Below are 20,148 nucleotides of genomic sequence, written 5' to 3'. Positions count from 1 at the left end.
CCACCTTAGCTTATAATCTCCTCATCATCCGGATCTTCACATTTTTTATCTGTGGTTCCGCAAGGTGTAAACAAAGGATAAACCTCCCCGTGATACTGCATAATACAGGAACCTGGTCTGGAAGATGTCTTTGTTATATTTCGGTATTCCATAGAAAGACTCACAAGCCCCTGTCTGTGGAATTGTCCGCCATATAAAAGGGTAAATCCGTCTCTGGTAAAAGCTGTATGCAGTTTATCTGACCTCAACGCAGCACCATCATCCGGATAATAGCAGCCCATGAAATAATAGTTATATCCTCTTCCATTTATAAAAATATTCTCCAGAACATCTTTGGCATCCTGCGCGATCACTGTGCAGAAATCCCGAAAACTTTCGAATACAGTCATAACCGGGCAGGTTCTTTCTGTCATATAATGAAAACATTTTTTCATTATATCGCTGCTCTGTGCTGACAGATTATTTTTCTCACAGAATTCATTGCGGACCAGTTTTCTCTCACCGATCAGTTCATAAATCTTCCATATCAGCTGTTCTGCTCCCTCGGCAGTACTTTCAAAAAAAGTAATAGATTCCTGTTGTTCATCGGTCCACTTTTTCAGCAGATCTTTATCAAATATACTGTTTTCCTTTCTTTTCACAATGAACAGCTGCATCGATTCCCGGACTGCCGCAGACAGGTAATTCTTCATCAAAACCGGGATATCCTGGGAATTTCCCATGTATACAGCCATACAGTAAAGCTGTTTCAGAGGTATGGAAATTTTTTGAATGTCTGTCATAGAGTAACCCAGCGGAATCCTGTTAAGGGAAATATTCCTGCAGAATCCCTCATATGTCTCCGTCTCTGAAATCTCCGGGATCCGCCTTGCCGGTTCATATTCTCTGTATTTTTCGTCGATCCGGCTGATCTTTTCTTTCAGTTCCTGGATACGCTGCTGTTCTGTTCCTTCGAACGTATATCTGGCGATCTGACACTCCAATGGACGTTCTCCGTCCCGGAGCATTCCCCGGCCCGGCACTTCATCCGGCTCAAAACGACATCTTACTCCCAGAATATCTCCATATTCATATCGGTTCTTTGCATCCAGAACAAATCTTGTTCCAAGTTCCCTGCGCACTTTATACATTACATCTTCATAGCTAGCTGCTGTTACAAGAAAACGTACCCCTACGGAATTCCCGTCACTGATCAGTGTATTCAGCTCATAGTAAATATTCTGTCCGCCTTTCCATGTGGAAAGCCCGCTGATATTGTCAATTACCACCAGGATCAGTGGTATCTTCCGTATCTGACGATAAGCCTCAAAGCTGCTCACATCTTCTTTCTGAAAGCTTTCTTTTCTCTGTTTTATAATATCAGACAGCATTTCAAAAAATTTCTCTGTGCCTTCTTCCTCACCTTCGTTCCAGGCTCCACCACAATGTTTTACATGGTCAAAAATTTTCAAAAGTCCACCGGAATAATCAAGAATATAAAAGCACACTTCCTCCGGTGAATATCTATAAAGAGTTCCATAAAGAAGTGTCTGCAAAAATGTTGTTTTTCCTGTCTGACTGCTGCCCGTAATCAGATAATTTCTGCAGTTTGTAAGATCCACCTGGAAAAGATACTGCGTCTGATTCTCCGGATCATCAATGATCCCGGCCGGTATTGTGATCGTTTCTTTCTCAGATATCGGTGCTTCATCCAGAAGCTTTTTCAGGGAAATTTCTTTTGGCAGAGGATCTGTCCAGAGCCTATGTGGCAAAATATTCTCCTGTTTTGCGACCTGTATAAGATATTTCACAATAGATACCAGCTGAGATACTTCTGTTTTCTTTTTAGGGGATTCTTTTCTCAGCTGAATCAGATTCTGTCCGGTATCATCAAGAAACTGGATGGTATCATCTCTGTGGACTTCCACTTTATCCTGTGGAGAATATGGCGCTCCACTCCAGGCTGACTGTCCCAGGGCAAAAAATTCATTATATCCCACCTGCAGATAAAACCGTCCGGTTTCCTTCAGCTCTGCTGCCTCCGGCCTTCTCAGCATTTCATCACTGTCTGCACGTGTCTGTACTTTCAGGCATACACGGAACTTGGCATTGCTGCTAATCTGAGAATCCACTACACCTGCCGGTTTCTGAGTCGCCAGGATCAGATGCACACCAAGGCTTCGTCCGATCCTGGCTGCGCTGATCAGCTGATCCATAAATTCCTGTTCCTGACTTTTCAGTTCCGCAAACTCATCGGAAATAATAAAGAGATGAGAAAGCGGTATGCTTACCTTGCCAGCTCTGTACAGTTTCTGATAAGTATAAATGTCCATAGTTCCTTCGTCAGCAATGCTCTTGGCTTCATTAAAAATTCTCTGACGTCTTTTCAGTTCACTCTCTATCGCCATCAGAGAACGCCTGATCGCAGGACCATCCAGATTTGTGATCGTTCCTACAAGATGGGGAAGGTGGATTCCACGTGCAGCATCATCAAAAGCTCCTGCCAAACCTCCTCCTTTGTAATCAATAAGCACAAAGGCAACTTCATCCGGATGAAAATTCACTGCCAGTGACAGAATATAGGTGATGATAAATTCACTCTTTCCGGAACCTGTCATACCTGCGATCAAACCGTGAGGGCCCTGATATTTCTCGTGAAGGTCCAGAAGAAACGGAGATCCATCAGCGGCAACTCCTACAGGAACAGCCAGAGATTTTACAGGATCACTCTCTTTCCATCGTTTCAGCGGATTCAGATGTTCCACCTTTCCTGCTCCCATCATTTCCAGAAAAGTAATCATTTTAGGCATCACATATGCATTCTCAATAGCTTTCAGCCGGATACCGGGCAGCTTCCGCAGCATTTTGTCCGCCAGGTTATGATATACATCATCCAGGAGGAATTTTTCTCCATAATCAGCGGAATCCCCCAGATAACTGATTTCATTTGGACGGTCGGGATAAAGATGGATGATCTCCCTGACATACTGAGGAATATCCTCAAAAAATGTCACAACAGAAAAACCGTGATTTTTCTCTTCTTTCATGATCGTTTTCAGGATTTCCATGTTATCTAACAACTGTTTTGACCATGCCAGCACAATATAATAAGGTTTCTCTTTCAGAAGTTCTTCCAGTTCTCTTGGTTTCTCAAGTTCCGGTTCTATCTGACGGTTCAGATATTCTCCAATCAGATAAGCGGAAGACGTATCTGCCGCAAGAAACCGAAAGGTGCGCTCATCATTCCAGAGATGTGGAAGATAACGGACAATTTCTATATTATCCAAGATTTCTTTATCTGCAAGAAAAACGATCTTCACTTCATCATAGCTGTGCTGAAATACGATCTGCATGAGCAGCTGTTTCAGAAATTCTTCTTTTTCTTTCTGGCTTCCCACTACGCCACATACAAAATTCTCTGTCAGTGAAAGCATTATAGGAACATGATCCAGAAATACTTTTTTCTCTGCCAGCTGATACATATCTTCTTCCAGCTGATCTTTTGTCAGACGAAACTTCTTCTCCGGATATCGGATCTCTGCAGTCATAGGAAGCTGTCCATATCCGATCCTGAGTTTCAGAAAATCTTCTTCCCGGTAACTTCGATTCCACAGTTTTTTTTTGTCAGACGGATAGGATACTACAACATTCAGCGACGGATAGTTCTCATTAAGGATTGTTTCTTCCCTGAGTTTTTCCTGTTGGATCTCTTTGCTTTTCTGAGTAAGATATTCTGTATATTTATCAATACGAAGTTTTTCGTATTCTTTCTTTTCCTTATCGCTGTACATGCGGTTCATAATGGGAAACATCAGCATACTGAGTACGGAAGAAATATTTCCGCCCAGAGCTGCTGATCCGCCTATTACCATGGAACTTCCCATGCTCAAAAGCATTGGCGCCTGATTATCACTGAGTGAAAAAGGCGGTGCCTCAATCTTTATTTCTTCTGCCTGAAATTTTTTCTTTTTTCTTGGAAAACGGCTGAACAGATTCTCTTCTCCGTCTTCTTCCATCCGTTCCGGAACACGACTGGCAACTTTTATATTTAAAAGTCTCAATGCTCCGTCTCTGATCTGAAAGTCCATATTTTCATGATTAATGGAAAGGAATCCCGGCCCGATAATAATCTTAAGTCCCATAATAAAGATCATATCGCCTATATTCAATGTACATTCCCGAATTCTTTTTTCATTTACATAGGTTCCAAATGAACTATCCAGATCTTTTATCCGAATCCCATCATCGGATCTCGTCAGCACTGCGTGATGCCTGGATACCCATTCTTCTGTGCATACAAAATCATTGTCTGAATTTCTTCCAATGCAAAGTTTCTGTCCTTTATCAAACTGATAATTATGATAGATCATCTGTTCCGTCTGTATCGCTGCCCCATGGAGAAAACATGACCCATTTTTCATCAGGATCCGGTATCTGCTTCCATCACGGATTTCTCCCTGCATGATACTTCTGCCGGAAGCTTCGAATATCCTTTTTTCAGAACTGCTGCAGATATACCAGTGTTTTTCCTTTGCTTCTATGAAGATACCTGTTTCCTGTTCTTCCAGGAAATATTTTCCCTCCGGCGGATCAGACAGATTCATCGTTTTCATATAACCTTTTTCAAAGAGCAGATAGATCTGTATTCCATATATCTTAAGTGTTTTTAATCTGTCTTTCATTTTCACATCCTTCCTCTGATCTGCCATTCAGCTGTTCTGTCCTGACATCTGCAAATGAACAGAGTTTTATCAGAAGTATGGTTAATATGTACATTATAGTCTTTCAAATGTCTTATTGTCAATTTTATAAGTTCCCTTATTATTATCTATCAATATGCATTTCTGTCAAAAATTGCAATTCATCTTATTGTGTGAACATATTTGTTTTTATTATTCTATTTGTGCCTCATATATAACATATAATGCCTTATTTTTAGTATAAAAAATGGCAGCGTACGGATTTTTTCTCCATACGCTGCCGGTTTATTTATTTCTTCACTGCCGCACTTTTTACATAAGAAGTCGCACCCCATGCATGCTCCCCATCGGTATATACCGTATATGGTGTTACTCTTACATAATATCGTTTTCCCTTTGACAGTTTCGTAAGTGTTTTAATCCTTACCGGTGAATAAATAGTTTTTACACCTTTGCGGAAACGATAATCTGTAGAGTACTGGATACGGTATCCGATGGCATATGGCACGCTCTTGCAGGATACAATCAGCTGACCGGATTTGTTACTTTTCAGTGATGTGATATTGCCTTTTGCAAGGGTAATGGTTTTGTCGGCGTTGAGGGTGAAGTAATATTCTCTATTGCTATCGTAAATTTGCAGATAATATGTTCCCTTAGACAATGTGCGGGAAGCAGTTCCCTTATACACATCTGTAGTAACATTTTTCGTATATTTTACATTGTCACTATCCAAGAACTTCTTACCATTGCTATTATAAATGTAAAACTCAACTGTACCATCATATGTTGTTGCTCGCAAAGAAACATGCGTTTTTTCTTTCAACGTAAAACTGTAGTATTTACTATAAAAGTGCTGCCCTCTGTACGTCTCTCCCATCGTATAAGGCATAGCCTCATCTGCCATAGACGCATACACCGGAACTACACTGCTCCACAATGTTCCCATGCAGATCATCAGAGTTAAAAGCAGAGACATCCAGCGTTTTTTCATAAGTTTTTTCATCTTTATTTCTCCTTCCTGTTGTATGATGTTTCACACATATACGATATTTTTTATTATAGGCTTTTATGTTTTATCATGTCAATTATGTTTCCTTATTTTGATGAAAATATCTGATAAATATTGAAAAATCCCACAACAGATGCTATTATAAATCCAAAGCATATTTCTCTTAATTTCAAGGCATTTTGCCATCTTATTTTTCTTATTTCATTTCAGAAATCCATGCTTTTAAATCCATTTCTATTAATAAGCAGGAGTTCTGGGAAGAAGTTTTTTCAGCACTATTTGTTCTTACGCTCCTGCATTCTAAGGAGGTAGTGCTAATGGCAAAAAACAAAAACCGTAACTCATGCTGTAAATGACTGTGTAAAAGAAGGAATCCTGGAAGAATTTCTTCGCAAAAATCGTTCGGAGGTTATTGCTATGAGTATATTTGAATACAACAAAGAAGAGGAAGAACGGAAAATACGAAAGGCGGAATATGAGGCTGGTGAGACTCGCATCCTTAATCTTATTCAACGCCTTGCCCTTGATGGCCGCTCCGATGAAATCCCCAAACTTGCCACTGACAGAAATCTGTTAAATAGGTTGCTTAAAGAATACAATTTATAAACACTCATTTTATACCAAACAAAAAGACCTGAAAGAAAATTAGTTACCCTATTTCTTCCAGGTCTTTATAATTTTATCTGGCCATATTTACAATCTTATCTCAGATCAGTGTTTTTCTGTATTTATTTATGCAGATGCACATCCAGCTGATTATAAGGAATCTCAATTCCATAATAATCAAAATCTTCCTTGATCCGCTGGTTCAGTCTCCATCTGGTTGCCCAGTAGCGGTCGGTATCTACCCAGACACGAAAGCCCATGATCACGGAGCTTTCTGCCAGCTCGTCTACAAATACCACCATCTCTTCGTCTTCTCTTGTATCCGGATCTTCGGTGAGGATATCTTCCAGGATATCCTTGGCTTTCTGGATATCTGCATTGTAGGAGATCCCTACTTTGATCTCCAGCCTTCGCTGATCCCTTGCTGTTACGTTGGTGATGGTCGCATTGGAAAGAGTACCGTTGGGGATCACGATGTGCTTGTTATCGATGGACAACAGCGTTGTATAACAGATCTCGACCTTGGCTACCGTTCCCTCGCTTCCGTCCTGTCCGTTAACGATGATGTAATCCCCTACCTGGAAAGGCTTGAACAGAAGAAGCATCATACCTCCTGCCAGGTTGGCAAGTCCGCCCTGGAGAGCAAGACCCATAGTAACACCGGCAGTTCCGAGAAGTGCTGCCAGGGATGATTCCTTTACTCCAAAGCTTGTGGATATGTTAAAGATCAGGAGTATGTAAAGTATGATCTTGACCAGAGATGACATGAACTGCGCCACTCCTGTATCCAGCCTGGATTTTGTCAGTGATTTCCTCACAAACTTTACGATCCATTTGATCACCGTGCTCCCTACCCAGAAAGCAATGATAGCCAGAACAACCTTGATCCCGAATTTCGTGATGTCCGGCAGATAATTTTCAAACATCTGCCTGTACTGGCTTACCTGATTTCCGACCTCCTGCACGGTCTGTACAGTACTATCCAAATATAGTCCCTCCTGTCTGATCGATTATTCGATATACATGTGCGGATCGATCTATGAGCTTAAGCCCTTATTTCTGATATAAGCATTTCCTATAATCCGCATCTGGTAATATAATAATACAGCAGCGGTTTTTCCCTGTAAACCTGATTTCTCCGGTTTTATAAAGTATCGGGTATAAACCACTGCTGTATTTCTGTTATAGCTCTATTGCATCTCTGTCCGGTAATCTCCCGCAGAATGCTGCAGAATATTCCTGTCTGCTTCTCTTTACTCAGTTTTTCTCTTTATTTACTGATCCCCTTCATGGAAAGGCTGATACGTTTTTTCTTCATATCAACACCAAGAACACGGACATCCACGATATCTCCCACACTGACTGCTTCCAGCGGATGTTTGATGAACTTCTCACTCATCTCGGAGATGTGGACCAGTCCGTCCTGATGCACACCGATATCCACAAAAGCACCGAAGTCAATAACATTGCGGACAGTTCCCTTGAGGACCATGCCTTCCTTCAGATCCTTCATATCCAGGACATCGGTACGGAGGATCGGTTTCGGCATCTCATCTCGCGGATCTCTGGCCGGTTTTTCCAGCTCTTTTACGATATCACGAAGAGTCGGCTCTCCGATCTCCAGCTCCTTTGCCAGTTTTCCGTAATCGCGGATCTGCCCGGAAATACCGGTAAGCTTACGCTCTGCCACATCTTCCGGTGTGTAGCCCAGCTTTTCCAGGAGTTTTTTTGCTGCGTCATAGCTTTCCGGATGGACACTGGTCGCGTCCAGAGGATTTTTGCCTCCTGTGATCCGTGTGAAACCTGCACACTGCTCAAAGGCTTTCGGACCAAGCTTGGCAACCTTAAGAAGCTCTCTTCTTGTCTGGAAACGGCCGTTTTCCTCACGGTAGGCTACAATATTCTTTGCGATGGCCTTGCTGATTCCGGAAATATACTCCAGAAGGGATGCAGATGCCGTATTCAGATCCACTCCGACCTTGTTTACACAATCTTCCACAACGCCGTTAAGGGCTTCTCCCAGCTTTTTCTGGTTCATATCATGCTGATACTGACCGACACCGATGGATTTCGGATCGATCTTTACAAGCTCTGCAAGCGGATCCTGTACACGTCTTGCGATGGATGCGGCGCTTCTCTGTCCAACATCGAAATTCGGGAATTCTTCCGTGGCAAGCTTGCTTGCGGAATATACAGAAGCACCCGCCTCGTTGGTGATGACGTACTGGACCTTTTCCGGGATTTCCTTAAGAAGCTCCACGATGATCTGCTCGGATTCTCTGGATGCCGTTCCGTTTCCTACAGAGATCAGTGTCACATGATATTTGCTGATAAGCTTTTTCAGGGTTTCCTTTGCGGCACGAATCTTGGTCTCATTGGTTGGTGCTGTGGGATAAATAACTGTGGTATCCAGAACCTTTCCGGTAGGATCTACCACTGCCAGCTTGCATCCGGTACGGAAGGCAGGGTCCCAGCCAAGAACTACCTGTCCTGCAATTGGAGGCTGCATGAGAAGCTGCTCCAGATTTTTGCCAAAGACATGGATGGCACCGTCCTCTGCTGCCTCTGTAAGGGCGCTTCGGATCTCACGCTCAATAGCCGGTCCGATGAGACGTTTATAGCTGTCCTCAATGGCTTCTTTCAGAACAGGTGTAGTATATGGATTATCGCGGACGATCACCTGTTTTTCAAGATAACGGATGATCTCTTCCTCAGGTGCAAGGATCTTCACAGTAAGGAATTTCTCTTTCTCACCACGGTTCAGAGCAAGGACACGATGACCTGCAAGCTTTTTCACCGGCTCTTCAAAGTCATAATACATCTCGTATACAGACTGCTCCTTCTCATCTCTTGCGGTGGAACATATAGTTCCCTTATCCATTGTTCTCTTACGGATGCTGATGCGATAATCTGCTTCATCGGAAATGTGCTCCGCAATGATATCTCTGGCACCGCTGATGGCCTCTTCCACAGTTTTGACTTCTTTTTCCTCAGAAAGAAATGCTTTTGCCTCTTCTTCAAGAGGTTTCTTCGTCATCTGGAGAAGGATGATGTCGGCCAGAGGTCCCAGACCTTTTTCCCTGGCGATGATGGCACGTGTACGGCGCTTCGGGCGGTACGGACGGTAAAGATCCTCTACCACAACGAGTGTCTGCGCTGCCTCGATCTGTTTCTTCAGCTCCGGAGTCAGCTTGCCCTGCTCCTCGATGCTGCCCAGAACCTGAGCCTTTTTATCCTCAAGATTTCTTAAATAAGTAAGTCTCTCATTAAGATTACGAAGCTGTTCGTCGTTCAGTGTACCGGTTGCTTCCTTACGGTATCTGGAAATAAAAGGAATGGTGCAGCCTTCATCGATCAGCTTAACCGCTGCCTCGACCTGCCATTTCTCAACGTTCAATTCTCTGGTAATTACCTGAATAATATCCATTTTTATCTTTCTCCCGTTGTTTCAAATTTGCCTGAGGCTGCTTTTTCCTCTTTACACAGCTTCTGACATTTATCAAAGATCAATCTGTGCGATCACGTCCTTCAGAGCATTGGCGCTTGCATGAAGCTTCTCTGTCTCCTCCTCGGTCAGCGGAACACGAACGATACGTTTTACACCTTCCGGTCCGATAGAAGCCATGGTACTAAGACATACGTCTTCAACACCGTACTCTCCGTGAAGCATGGTTGATACACTGACTATTGTATCAGATGCTGCAAGAAGAAGCGAGCAAAGTCTGCAAACAGATACGGCTACCGCATAAAATGTAGCACCCTTCTTGGCGATCACAGTTGATCCTGAAGTATGAACATACTCCAGAACCTCTTCTCTGTCAAGTGGCTGCAGATCTTTCTGATCCTCATGAACGATCTTGTCAAACTCATCAAGGGTCGCACCTGCAACAAAGGCTCTGGACCACGGTACAAAGGAAGTATCTCCATGCTCTCCGAATACATAGGCGTGGATATTTTTCTCAGATACACCGTAGTGCTGAGAAAGTCTGCAGCGGAGACGGGCCGTATCCAGGGCGGTTCCGGAACCAAGGATCTGATTTTCCGGCAGTCCGGAAAGCTTTGCAAATGCATAAGTCATAATATCACATGGATTACTTACGATAATATAAAGCGCTTTGGGAGCCACCTTTACGATCTCCGGAGTAATACTCTTCATAATGTTGACGTTGGTCTGTGTCAGCTCGATGCGAGTCTGTCCCGGTTTTCTGGCAATACCGGAAGTGATGATCACAATGTCAGAATCTACAGCATCCGGGTAATCTCCTGCCACGATGGAGATCGGCTCACGGAAACTGGTTCCCTGCTCAATATCCATAACCTCACCTTCAGCCTTATCTTTGTTAATATCGATCAGAACGATCTCTGATGCAATACTCCTCTGTGATAAGGTATAAGCGATAGTTGCTCCTACACTTCCTGCTCCGATGATCGTAATTTTACTGCTCATATTTGTTCTCCTTTCAGCGTTGTTTGTCATTTTAATAACAACTTTAATTACACACATTCAAACATAACATAAAACATTGCCCTGTGCAATAAAAATTTTATTGTATTTCTCAGGTTAATCCCCGCTAATTTGCATTTCAAATTATTTAAACCACTTATATTTTCTGATATTTTTCCTATTATTCTGTATACATTCCTGTTATTTTTTTATCGATTTATAGAAGCAATTTCAGAAACCTAGCAAAAAACCTCTGAACTTCAAAAAAAATCAAGAAGTCCAGAGGTTTCTTTCACCTCTTATTATTGGCTTAGATTCAGATGTTTATAGCTGCTCCAACGTTCACCCGGTTAATTCTTTGCCTGGGCAAGGGCTTTTTGTGCAGCGTCCAGGATCCCTTCGGAAGAATATGTGGCTCCGCTGACAGTATCGATCCCATCCGCCGACTGGTTTGCCATGATCTGAGAATAGATCGTGCTCCATGCAGGATCAAAAAATTCCGGTGTATCCTGATTTGTCTGCTCAATGGATGCGATCTGGCCTCCTGAGATCGTAATTGTCAGATATGTTTTTCCTCCATATCCAAAAGCTGATCCCATATACGTTCCATCTCTGTACATTCCCACCGGTTCCGGTGCTTCCGTTGGCTCCGGTGTCGCATCCGGCTCATTTGTTCCTGGTGTTGGAGTTACATTAGGCTCCTCCGGAACCGGCGTCACATCCGGATCTTCCGGCTCCGGCGTCGGGGTTGCTGCCGGTGTCTCTGTTGGCTTCGGTGTGGCTGTCAGTTTCGGCGTTGCCGTGGGTTTCGGTGTGGCTGTTGGCTTTGGTGTCGGTTTCTTTGTTGGAGTTGGTGTCGGTTTCTTTCCATACTCCGGATTGACCGCTTCTTTGAGAGCTTTTTTTACAGCGTTCAGAATTCCGTTGGAGGAATAGGTGGCTCCGCTTACTGCATCAATATCATCCACAGAATCCGTGCCAATGATCTGTTCTTCCAGCATGCTCCATGCTTTTTCAAAAAACTGCTCCGTGTCCGTATTTTCCTGTTTCAGAGCTTCGATCACTCCATCCTTGATGGTCACAGTTACTTTCACATCTCCATTGAAGCCCTTTGCCGAAGCTGTATATTTACCGTCCAGATATTTTTTGGGACTGTCCGGATCTTCCGGTTTCTTTGTAGGAGATGGTTTTTTGGATGGTTTTTTTGTAGGTGACGGAGCTGATGTCGGAGTTGGTAAAGCAGTTGCCGCAGGTGTAGGGGTGACCTGCTGGCTGTTTCCATCTGCCGCTGCCTGGGAGAGGGCATTCTGAACTGCCTGGATGATTCCGTTGGAGGAATAGGTTGCTCCACTTACTGCATCTACATTCGGTGTATTTCCGGCAATCATCCTGCTGATCACACCCTGAGCTGACGCAAAATACGACGCAGTTTCTCCAGATGCCTCCAGAATATCAATGGCTGCGATCTTTCCTCCGCTGACTGTTACCTGTACACGGATCGTACCACCGAATCCGGTTCCAGATCCTTCATATACTCCATCTTTATAGCCATTGGCCGGAACTGCCGCTACCGGGGTCTGGGTAGAACCCTGTCCTGCCGCACCGACATTGCTTTTTGCTGATTCTGAAACCGTTCTCGTACCAGAACTTTTTTTTGCTGCTGTTTTTTTCGCACTTTTCTTTGATGAGCTTTTCTTTGATGTACTGTTTTTCTTATCTGAGGCAGATGTGCTGTCAGAAACAGTATTTCCTTCTTCATATCCGAGATATTTTTCCAACTCCGAAGCAGACATCACGGTTGTCTCTGCTTTCTGTACTGCTTCCGTTGATTCCTCGGATCCCTTCGCCTTTATGCCCGAAAACGCAAGCGCCGCAATCACAGCTGCTGCAGGGATCATTTTCGTCCAGGGCACCTTGGGTGTGCCATTTTCGGCTGGTTTTTTATCTTTTAACTCTTTTTCCATGGATACTTGTTCTCCCCTCTTTCTATGCGGCTTCCCGTCAGGCATATGCTCTGTATCGCATTCCAGGTGATTTTCCGGATTGCTGTAGAAATGAGCAGACCTCTGCCGCAGACATAAAAGGGTCTGCGGCAGAGGTTGTTCTTACTCTTTGCTAAACAGTTGCATTATTTAACAGTTACCACAAATTTCTTTGTAATTCCGTTGCATTTCACTGTGATCGTTGCTTTACCTTTTTTGATTCCCTTTACAACACCCTTGCTGTTTACAGCTGCAACTTTTTTATTGCTGCTTGTATATGTAACCTTGCCTGCAGGTGCTGCTTTGGATCTGATGGTTGTTGTTTTACCTTTTTTGATCGTTGCAGAGGATTTTACAAGACTGAATGCAGGATTCTTGACAACTACTTTGCAGGTTGTCTTCAGGGCTCCTGCCTTTGCTGTAATCGTAACGGTTCCTGCTTTAATTCCTTTTACAACACCTGTTTTACTGTTTACGGTTGCAACCTTTGTGTTGCTGCTTGTGTATTTTACAGTTGCAGATGGTGTTGCAGTTGCTTTTACAGTTGCTGTTTTTCCTTTGTAGATCGTTACGGAAGCCTTTGCAAATTTAATTGTAGAAGCTTTTACTGTTACCTTGCAGGTTGCTGTGGTATTTCCTACCTTTGCTGTGATAACTGCTGTTCCGGCTTTTACGCCTTTAACAACACCCTTGCTGCTTACCGTTGCAACCTTTGTGTTGCCGGACTTAAATGTTACTGCTGCATCGCTGTCATTTGTTGTTGCCTTAAGAGTCGTTGTTTTTCCTGTATATACAGCTGCTGCTGTCTTATCAAGTGTAACTGTTACCTTCTGAAGCTCTTTCTCTGCTCCCTGAAGATGTTCAAGTGCTTCATTTACCTCAGCCTGACTTGCATCTGTTTTTGCAAGAATGTCTTCTGCTTCCTGAAGCTCACCGGCAAAGGACTTCCAGGTTGCAATTGTGTAATCTGCCTCTGCCAGAGCCTTTGCAGCTTCCACTTCTGTTTTAAGACTTGTAAAATCAGTTGGCTCCATTGTAGGATTTACGATATTCTCTGCAGTTGCCTGGAAGCTGTAGGTATAGTCATTATATCCAAGAGCATACACTGTCAGTTTCCAGTATCCTGTTCCGTCTGTTCCTCCCGGAAGCTTGCAGCGTGCAGATTTTGTAAGTCCAAGCTGGATTCCCATTGCTTTATGCATCCAGTTATCTGCGGCAAACTTGGTTCCATAAGAAGCGAGGCATTTTGTATATGTGGAATCATCTCCATAATAATCCCAGCGTACAGCCTGCATATTTGCACCAAGATCGCCATAATTTCCATTGAGATCCACACGGAGGAATTCGCCGTAGCTTCCGCTTGCTGCTTTTACACTCGGCTTGATCTCTGTTGCTGTTTTTAACGCCTGATCCTTGATACCGGAAGCTGTTCCGTCTGATTTTCTTGCTGTAAATGTAAAGCCGTCACCATTTTTCTCCGCATATTTCAGACCATTTGTCTGTGCATTTACGTCTGCCACAAGGCCTTTATAATACTGAAGATTGTTTTCACTGTATCCTCCGGAGAGCACAGCTCCATCCTGTACAACATTATACTTTTTGCAGAAATCTGCAAAATCTGCGGTCTTAACTGCTACCGGGACATATTTCAGACCATATATCTCATAATGATCCATCGTATAGGTTTTTCCATCTTCTGTTGTTATACTGCCTCTGTTCCATTTTACCTTGGAACCGTCTGTAAGATAAAGTGTGCTTCCTTTATCCTCCCAGTAGGATACGTCGAATCTGGTTCCGTCTTCAGCAATGATCGTAGCTTCTGTCTGATAGCTTCCTCTGTGAAGTCCATGATTTGCAGTCGCTCTTGTTACTGTATCAAAAGCTCCTGTATCAAACTCACTATGTGAATCCTTCTCTTCTGAAGAGCTTGTATCTCCAGCTGCATATACGCCTTCTGCTGCCCAGTACTCACCCCAGGTAAGTCCTGCATATACGTACTGATACTCGCCTGTCAGCTGGTCAGAATCGGAAAATGCTTCCGCCACTTCATCGCCTTCTGTGAAATCCTCTTCCCCTGTAGAGAACGGGTCTGCTTCCTCTGCTGTATCTTCCTGCTGGATATCCTCTGTCTCGTCTGCAGCAGCTTCTGGCACTGCTGCATCCTCTGCTGCTTCTTCTGTTATGTCTGCAGCATCCTCTATAGCTTCTTCTGCTACAGCTTCAGTATCCTCTGCCGTTTCCTCTGTGCTAAAATCCTCCGTATCTCCTGCCTCTGCCTCGGAAACCACGGCTGCATCAAGATCAGATGCCATTACAGCGGTCGGAAAGGTTGTTGCTGCCACTGCAAGACTTAAAATGCATGGAGCTGTTTTTTTCAATAGATTCCACTTCTGCATTGCTTATTCCTCCTAAAAATATGATATATTTATAGAACCCTTTCCAGGTTTACTATCGCAAGTACTGCGGATATGAGCATTCCCTCTGCCAAACAGTCATAAACCGGATTGCCGGGAGATCAGCTTCACTCTGCAATATCCTCCACACTATAGGAATCCGCAAGCAGGCTGAACCGCTCCTTCATCCCCTCAGTGAGATACACATGATGGTCTTCATCCACAAAAAGTCCGTCTGCACCGTGAGCTTTCAACAGCTGTGTCCCTTTTTCCACCCCCAGCACAAAACATGCTGTGGAAAGCGCATCTGCCTCCAGACCTGAGTCACAGACTACCGTTACCCCGGTCACTCCGCTTTCTGCCGGATAGCCGGTAGATGGGTCCATAATGTGGTGATACCTTACACCATTTTCGATAAAATATTTCTCATAATCTCCGGATGTGGAAAGAAATTCTGTACCATTTAAGGCAACCACACCAAGATAGTCATCCTCATTTTCAGCTCTGGGATCTGTCACTGCCACATTCCAGGAAGAACCATCCGGCTTGCTTCCGTAGGTCATGACACTGCTTCCTCCCAGATTCATAAGTGCTGCTGTTACATCCTTCTTTGTTTCCAGTTCTTTAAGGATCAGGTCACAGCCAATACCCTTTCCCGCTGCTCCAAGATCCAGAGAACAGCTCTCCTCCATGTGGACCGTATTTCCGTCAAGAAAAATCTTCTGATATCCGGAATCCTTCAGAACATTCTTAATTTCTGCTTCTTCCGGAATTTTCTGGTTTTCCCCTCCAATATCCCACAGGCGGATCAGCTTCCCGATGGTTGGGTCAAAGGCTCCGTCAGAATCCTCTGCGATCTTCAGAAGACGTTTCAGGTATCCGGAAAGCTCGTCGGAAATCTCCGTATCTTTTCCGCTGTCTGCATTCACCTTATAGATTTGGGACTTCTCATTGGTCCAGGAAAGAAGGTTCGTCTCCACATCTGTCAGCACAGCTGTCAGCTTACTGTTTATATCGTCACCTGTGGTATAGAGTGTTTCTGATACCACAGTATCCATTGCAAAATCTGTATCGGTATATGTCTGTACATCATTTTCCGAAGCAGCCATGCACAGCACAGGAAACAACACCGCAATTCCTGTAAATGTAACTGCTGCCAGAAAAGTTTTCTTTTTCAGAGCCTGATATCTCATAGATCATTTTTCCTCAATTGTTCCAATATGAATATTTTTTCTCGGGCAGGCTGCGGCACATGCGTGACAGCAAAGACATTCGCCGGATCTGCCTGTGTCACCGTCGATATCCAGATGAGCCGGACATCTTTTTTTACAGAGACCACATTTCGGCGGACATTTCTCACGGTTTCTCCGAAACAGTGCACCCGGAAGGATTGGCATTAATGCAAAAACCGCTCCCATGGGACAGAGAAACTGGCAGAAAAACCTTTCCTGTGTACACATTCCCACAATGATCAGCACCAGGAGCACAATTCCCACCAGATATTTGCTGTTCGGGAGCCGTCCTGCCGTGAGCATGGAAAAAACATCCCACGGGCTGGTTCCCGTAAGCTTTCCGTATACACCTGTAAGGCAGGAAAGCAGGATCAGTGCCAGTACGATATATTTGACTTTCTGAAGCCCGTGAACCATTTTTTCGGAAAGAACCGGTTTCTTTTTTTTGTGAAAGCATTTCATCCGGATCCAGGAAAAGCCTTCATATACGGCATCTCCGAAAGATCCGAATGCACACGCATATCCGCAGAAATGTCTTCCGAAAAAGCAGGTAAAGATCAGAAGCACTGCCGTTACAGTCAGAAAGGAATTCCACTCCACCGGCTGACCGGCCGCAATGGCAAGAAAGATCGATTTGATACCTGCAAAGGCTGTAGAAAACAGAGACGGGGCGGCAATAAAAAATGCCAGCTGTATTCCCGCACGCATCAGCCTTACCTCCCGCTGTCTTTTTTTCATGAGTTTTCCGCCTTTCCAAGTGCCGCATCCACTGCGTTTAGGATTCCTGTGGAGCTGAACGTTGCTCCAGATACGGTATCCACATCTGTACTCTGAGCACTCAGGATGGAATCGATCACACTCTCTGCCTGTGAAAGATATGCACTGTCCTCACCTGGGGCGCTGACTACGTTGATGGATGTGATCTCATCACCGGTAAGTGTCACCTCCACCTGAATGGTCCCGCCGTATCCCTCGGCTTCTCCTGTATAGGTTCCATCTTTATATACATTATCGGAATCTGTGGTTGCTGTGTCCTCTGCGTCTGCATCGGATACATTGCCGTCTGAAGTGTCTGTTGTTTTGTCATCGCCTGCTGTATCTGCATCACTGCTGCCTGATCCTACAGATGCTGCCTGATTCTGCATACGATTTACATAACTCGTCTCCAGCGCACTGAGAAGTTCATTCTGCTGCTCCTGAAGTGTATCTACCTTATCTGTCAGAGCCGCGATCTCTTTTTCATTTGCCTGGGCTTTCATGCTACTGTTATAAAAAAGTACAGCCAGGATCACCAGCAGTAAGGAGATCACTCTCATATAAAAATTCTGATTTTTCATCTCTTTTCTCCCTTGTATTTATAACAATTCCGTAAATTGCTGCATCAGGCTCAACTGTGCGAACATATATGGCTGCGTCAGATGCTCTCGATCCAGTCCTGTAATCTGCGTATAACTGTCTTTTGGATAAATTATATAGTTTTTATCCATATACATAAATTAGTTTTGATTAATCTTTTTTATAAAATTAGACGATGCTAACTTACAGTTAGGTATTATATCACCTGTTTTTTTTCTTGTCTACACTTTTGTTAGTAGTTTATAACTTTTTCCAATATGAATTTTTCTGTTTTATGTCTTTTATAAAAGAAAAATCATCGCCACTCCTCCCTTTCCGTTGGGAACAGCTGTATGAATTATGGTTAGATATCATTAACTTATGTTTGCCTTTTAATTTCGATTATGATATGATTTTTCTGAATCTGTAACAGAAATGGAGATTTGTTTTGAAGAAAAAAGAATTGATTTTTATTGCCGGGATCCTGATTCTGGCGGGGGTTCTCTGGCTTGGTTTTCAGATTGCGGGGAAACGTTCCCATAATACGATCCGTATTACCGTTGACGGAAAAGAATTCGGAACCTATTCGCTTTCCCAGGACCAGATCATCCACATCGGAGACACCAATGTCTGCGAGATCAAAGATGGAAAAGTTACAATGATCGAAGCAACCTGCCCGGATCATTACTGTATGAAACAGAAGGCTGTGGACGAGCACGGCGGTTCCATCATCTGCCTTCCTAATAAGGTTGTGATAGAAGGGGAAAATACTGCAGAGGATTCGGATTCGGAGAGTTCGCCTAAAATTGATGCGGTGACATAAAATTTCCGGAGAATATGCGTAATACGTGTTCTCCGTAGAGTTTTCTCTGACAGACGGTATTCTGTCTGTGCTGTTTCTGCAACGATATTCCTGCAACAAATGAAAGGATTTATTTATGAAACGAAAAACAGCTTATCTCGGATTATTTGCCGCAGTAGCGATCATTTTTGGATATGTGGAGTCTCTGGTCCCTGTATTTACAGGAATTCCGGGTATCAAGCTCGGGCTTGCAAACCTGGCGGTGCTTTTTATACTGGACCGATATTCTGTAAAAGAAGCGGCTCTCGTGTCCGTTGTCAGAATCCTGGTGATCGGATTTATGTTTGGAAATCTGTTCAGTATTTTGTATAGTCTGGCTGGCGCTGCGCTTAGCCTGACTGTGATGGATCTTTTGAAAAAACATTCCGGCTTCAGTCTGATCGGTATCAGTGTGGCCGGTGGTGTCACACATAATATCGGGCAGCTGATCGTTGCCATGATCGTGGTGAGCAATACGAGTTTGATGGTTTATGCACCGGCACTGCTGGTGGCAGGTGTCCTGGCGGGGATTCTCATAGGTGGGTTGACAAAGGAGGTTGTGGGACGACTTCCTTTGAATCTATAATTATGTGGTTTGCTTTTTGGATTATGGTTTTCACTTTTTTAAGTGAGGGGAAATTGTGTGGTTTGATTTTTTAGATTATAGTTTTCACTTTTTGAAGTGAGATAAATTGGGTAGTTTGATTTTTGGGGATTGTAGTTTTCACTTTTTGAAGTGAGAGGAAATTGGATGGTTTGATTTTTTTTGGATTATAGTTTTCACTTTTTGAAGTGAGATAAATTGGATAGTTTGATTTTTGGGGATTGTAGTTTTCACCTTTTGAAGTGTGAGGAAATTGGATGGTTTGATTTTTTTGAATTATAGTTTTCACTTTTTGAAAGTGAGAGGAAATTGGATGGTTTGATTTTTTTGGATTATAGTTTTCACTTTTTGAAAGTGGGTAATTTGCGAGAAGGGGAAGCACTCATAGTTGCGAAGGCCGTCTCCCCTTCTCGCGCTCTTCCCCTCCTGGCCACGCCACTGTGATGCGTTGTGGAATGTGTAAGTGTATCGGCTCAGTCCTGTATTCTGCTGTATCGGCAGTGACAGGCTGAGCCGATTATTGATTCGGCCTTGCATTCTGCTGCACTGGCAGTAGCAGGCTAAGCCGATTATTGATTCTGTCTTGTATTCTGCTGCACTGGCAGTAGCAGGCTGAGCCGATTATTGCTTCGGCCATGTATTCTGCTGCACTGGCAGTAGCAGGCTGAGCCGATTATTGCTTCGGCACTGTATTCTGCTGTACCGACAGTAGCAGGCTGAGCCGATTGTTGCTTCGGCGCTGATTATTGCTTCTTCACTGTTTATCGCTTCTGGCTGAATGGGAAAGTGGACTGCGTAGCGGGCTTGTTCTCTGGATTGTGGTGTATCGCTGTTATTCAGGAACAGGCTTCGCCAATATATTTACGTCAGCATAAATCGGCTCAACCTTCCACAGCCAACGTAGTAGAATCCATCGCCCCTCCAATATCTTCACATATTTCTACAGCCTACAATAGCTGCGTGCCCGGAAAGGGGGAGCTCGAGGGGGAAAAGCGGGCTTCGCAACTTTGAGTGCTTTCCCCC

At 43.8% G+C, this 20,148-nt stretch carries 12 protein-coding genes and 1 pseudogene; 3 read left to right on the top strand and 10 right to left on the bottom strand.

Going from position 1 to position 20,148, the window contains the following annotated elements:
* Positions 1-5 precede the first annotated feature (5 nt).
* A complete protein-coding gene (gene essC, locus AB5026_RS06305; protein WP_161209385.1) occupies positions 6-4,661 on the bottom strand; it encodes a type VII secretion protein EssC in 4,656 nt (1,551 codons plus the stop codon).
* A 307-nt stretch (positions 4,662-4,968) separates the two neighbouring features.
* Positions 4,969-5,682, bottom strand: a complete 714-nt coding sequence (locus AB5026_RS06300; RefSeq protein ID WP_021652713.1) for a hypothetical protein — start codon at positions 5,680-5,682, stop codon at positions 4,969-4,971.
* A 351-nt stretch (positions 5,683-6,033) separates the two neighbouring features.
* Here AB5026_RS06300 and AB5026_RS06295 point away from each other — a divergent pair.
* Positions 6,034-6,294 (top strand): annotated as a pseudogene (locus tag AB5026_RS06295) (hypothetical protein); the annotation flags it as partial.
* 122 nt (positions 6,295-6,416) lie between these two features.
* On the opposite strand, the gene AB5026_RS06290 reads toward AB5026_RS06295, so the two are convergent.
* From AB5026_RS06290 to AB5026_RS06255, 8 genes are all read right to left on the bottom strand, one after another.
* Positions 6,417-7,280 carry a mechanosensitive ion channel family protein gene (locus tag AB5026_RS06290; RefSeq protein WP_306557223.1) on the bottom strand — a complete coding sequence of 288 codons (864 nt, stop codon included), beginning with the start codon at positions 7,278-7,280 and terminating at the stop codon, positions 6,417-6,419.
* Positions 7,281-7,564: 284 nt separating this feature from the next.
* The gene (locus AB5026_RS06285; protein WP_015526225.1) at positions 7,565-9,721 is read right to left on the bottom strand and encodes a Tex family protein; all 2,157 of its coding nucleotides are present in this window, start codon (positions 9,719-9,721) and stop codon (positions 7,565-7,567) included.
* Between the two features lie 72 nt (positions 9,722-9,793).
* Positions 9,794-10,741, bottom strand: a complete 948-nt coding sequence (locus AB5026_RS06280; RefSeq protein WP_015526226.1) for an L-lactate dehydrogenase — start codon at positions 10,739-10,741, stop codon at positions 9,794-9,796.
* Between the two features lie 347 nt (positions 10,742-11,088).
* Positions 11,089-12,702, bottom strand: coding sequence for an FMN-binding protein (locus AB5026_RS06275; protein WP_368212981.1), 1,614 nt, complete (start codon positions 12,700-12,702; stop codon positions 11,089-11,091).
* A 164-nt stretch (positions 12,703-12,866) separates the two neighbouring features.
* Positions 12,867-15,116 carry a penicillin-binding Tp47 domain C-containing protein gene (locus tag AB5026_RS06270; protein ID WP_303023760.1) on the bottom strand — a complete coding sequence of 750 codons (2,250 nt, stop codon included), beginning with the start codon at positions 15,114-15,116 and terminating at the stop codon, positions 12,867-12,869.
* Between the two features lie 125 nt (positions 15,117-15,241).
* A complete protein-coding gene (locus tag AB5026_RS06265; protein WP_178687955.1) occupies positions 15,242-16,306 on the bottom strand; it encodes an FAD:protein FMN transferase in 1,065 nt (354 codons plus the stop codon).
* Positions 16,307-16,309: 3 nt separating this feature from the next.
* Positions 16,310-17,083 carry a 4Fe-4S binding protein gene (locus AB5026_RS06260; protein ID WP_178687957.1) on the bottom strand — a complete coding sequence of 258 codons (774 nt, stop codon included), beginning with the start codon at positions 17,081-17,083 and terminating at the stop codon, positions 16,310-16,312.
* The gene (locus AB5026_RS06255; RefSeq protein ID WP_279030612.1) at positions 17,080-17,682 is read right to left on the bottom strand and encodes an FMN-binding protein; all 603 of its coding nucleotides are present in this window, start codon (positions 17,680-17,682) and stop codon (positions 17,080-17,082) included. Before AB5026_RS06255 ends, AB5026_RS06260 begins: the two co-directional genes overlap by 4 nt.
* A gap of 446 nt (positions 17,683-18,128) precedes the next feature.
* Between AB5026_RS06255 and AB5026_RS06250 the strand changes: the two genes are divergently transcribed.
* Positions 18,129-18,503, top strand: a complete 375-nt coding sequence (locus tag AB5026_RS06250; protein ID WP_021652703.1) for a NusG domain II-containing protein — start codon at positions 18,129-18,131, stop codon at positions 18,501-18,503.
* Positions 18,504-18,618: 115 nt separating this feature from the next.
* Complete coding sequence (locus tag AB5026_RS06245; protein WP_147602668.1) at positions 18,619-19,107, top strand: Gx transporter family protein; 489 nt, start codon at positions 18,619-18,621, stop codon at positions 19,105-19,107.
* Positions 19,108-20,148: the final 1,041 nt, after the last annotated feature.

The organism is Blautia sp. RTP21359st1_E11_RTP21359_211015, from assembly GCF_040910705.1.
GTDB classification, from domain to species: Bacteria; Bacillota; Clostridia; order Lachnospirales; family Lachnospiraceae; genus Blautia_A; species Blautia_A fusiformis.
The sequence above is the reverse complement of the archived record's forward strand: the minus strand, read 5'-3'. Positions and strand labels throughout refer to the sequence as shown.

Coding starts and splice junctions, on each gene's coding strand:
- essC (WP_161209385.1), bottom strand. CDS start 4,661: ATGAAAGACAGATTAAAAACACTTAAGATATATGGAATACAGATCTAT.
- AB5026_RS06280 (WP_015526226.1), bottom strand. CDS start 10,741: ATGAGCAGTAAAATTACGATCATCGGAGCAGGAAGTGTAGGAGCAACT.
- AB5026_RS06300 (WP_021652713.1), bottom strand. CDS start 5,682: ATGAAAAAACTTATGAAAAAACGCTGGATGTCTCTGCTTTTAACTCTG.
- AB5026_RS06265 (WP_178687955.1), bottom strand. CDS start 16,306: ATGAGATATCAGGCTCTGAAAAAGAAAACTTTTCTGGCAGCAGTTACA.
- AB5026_RS06245 (WP_147602668.1), top strand. CDS start 18,619: ATGAAACGAAAAACAGCTTATCTCGGATTATTTGCCGCAGTAGCGATC.
- AB5026_RS06270 (WP_303023760.1), bottom strand. CDS start 15,116: ATGCAGAAGTGGAATCTATTGAAAAAAACAGCTCCATGCATTTTAAGT.
- AB5026_RS06285 (WP_015526225.1), bottom strand. CDS start 9,721: ATGGATATTATTCAGGTAATTACCAGAGAATTGAACGTTGAGAAATGG.
- AB5026_RS06275 (WP_368212981.1), bottom strand. CDS start 12,702: ATGGAAAAAGAGTTAAAAGATAAAAAACCAGCCGAAAATGGCACACCC.
- AB5026_RS06260 (WP_178687957.1), bottom strand. CDS start 17,083: ATGAAAAAAAGACAGCGGGAGGTAAGGCTGATGCGTGCGGGAATACAG.
- AB5026_RS06255 (WP_279030612.1), bottom strand. CDS start 17,682: ATGAAAAATCAGAATTTTTATATGAGAGTGATCTCCTTACTGCTGGTG.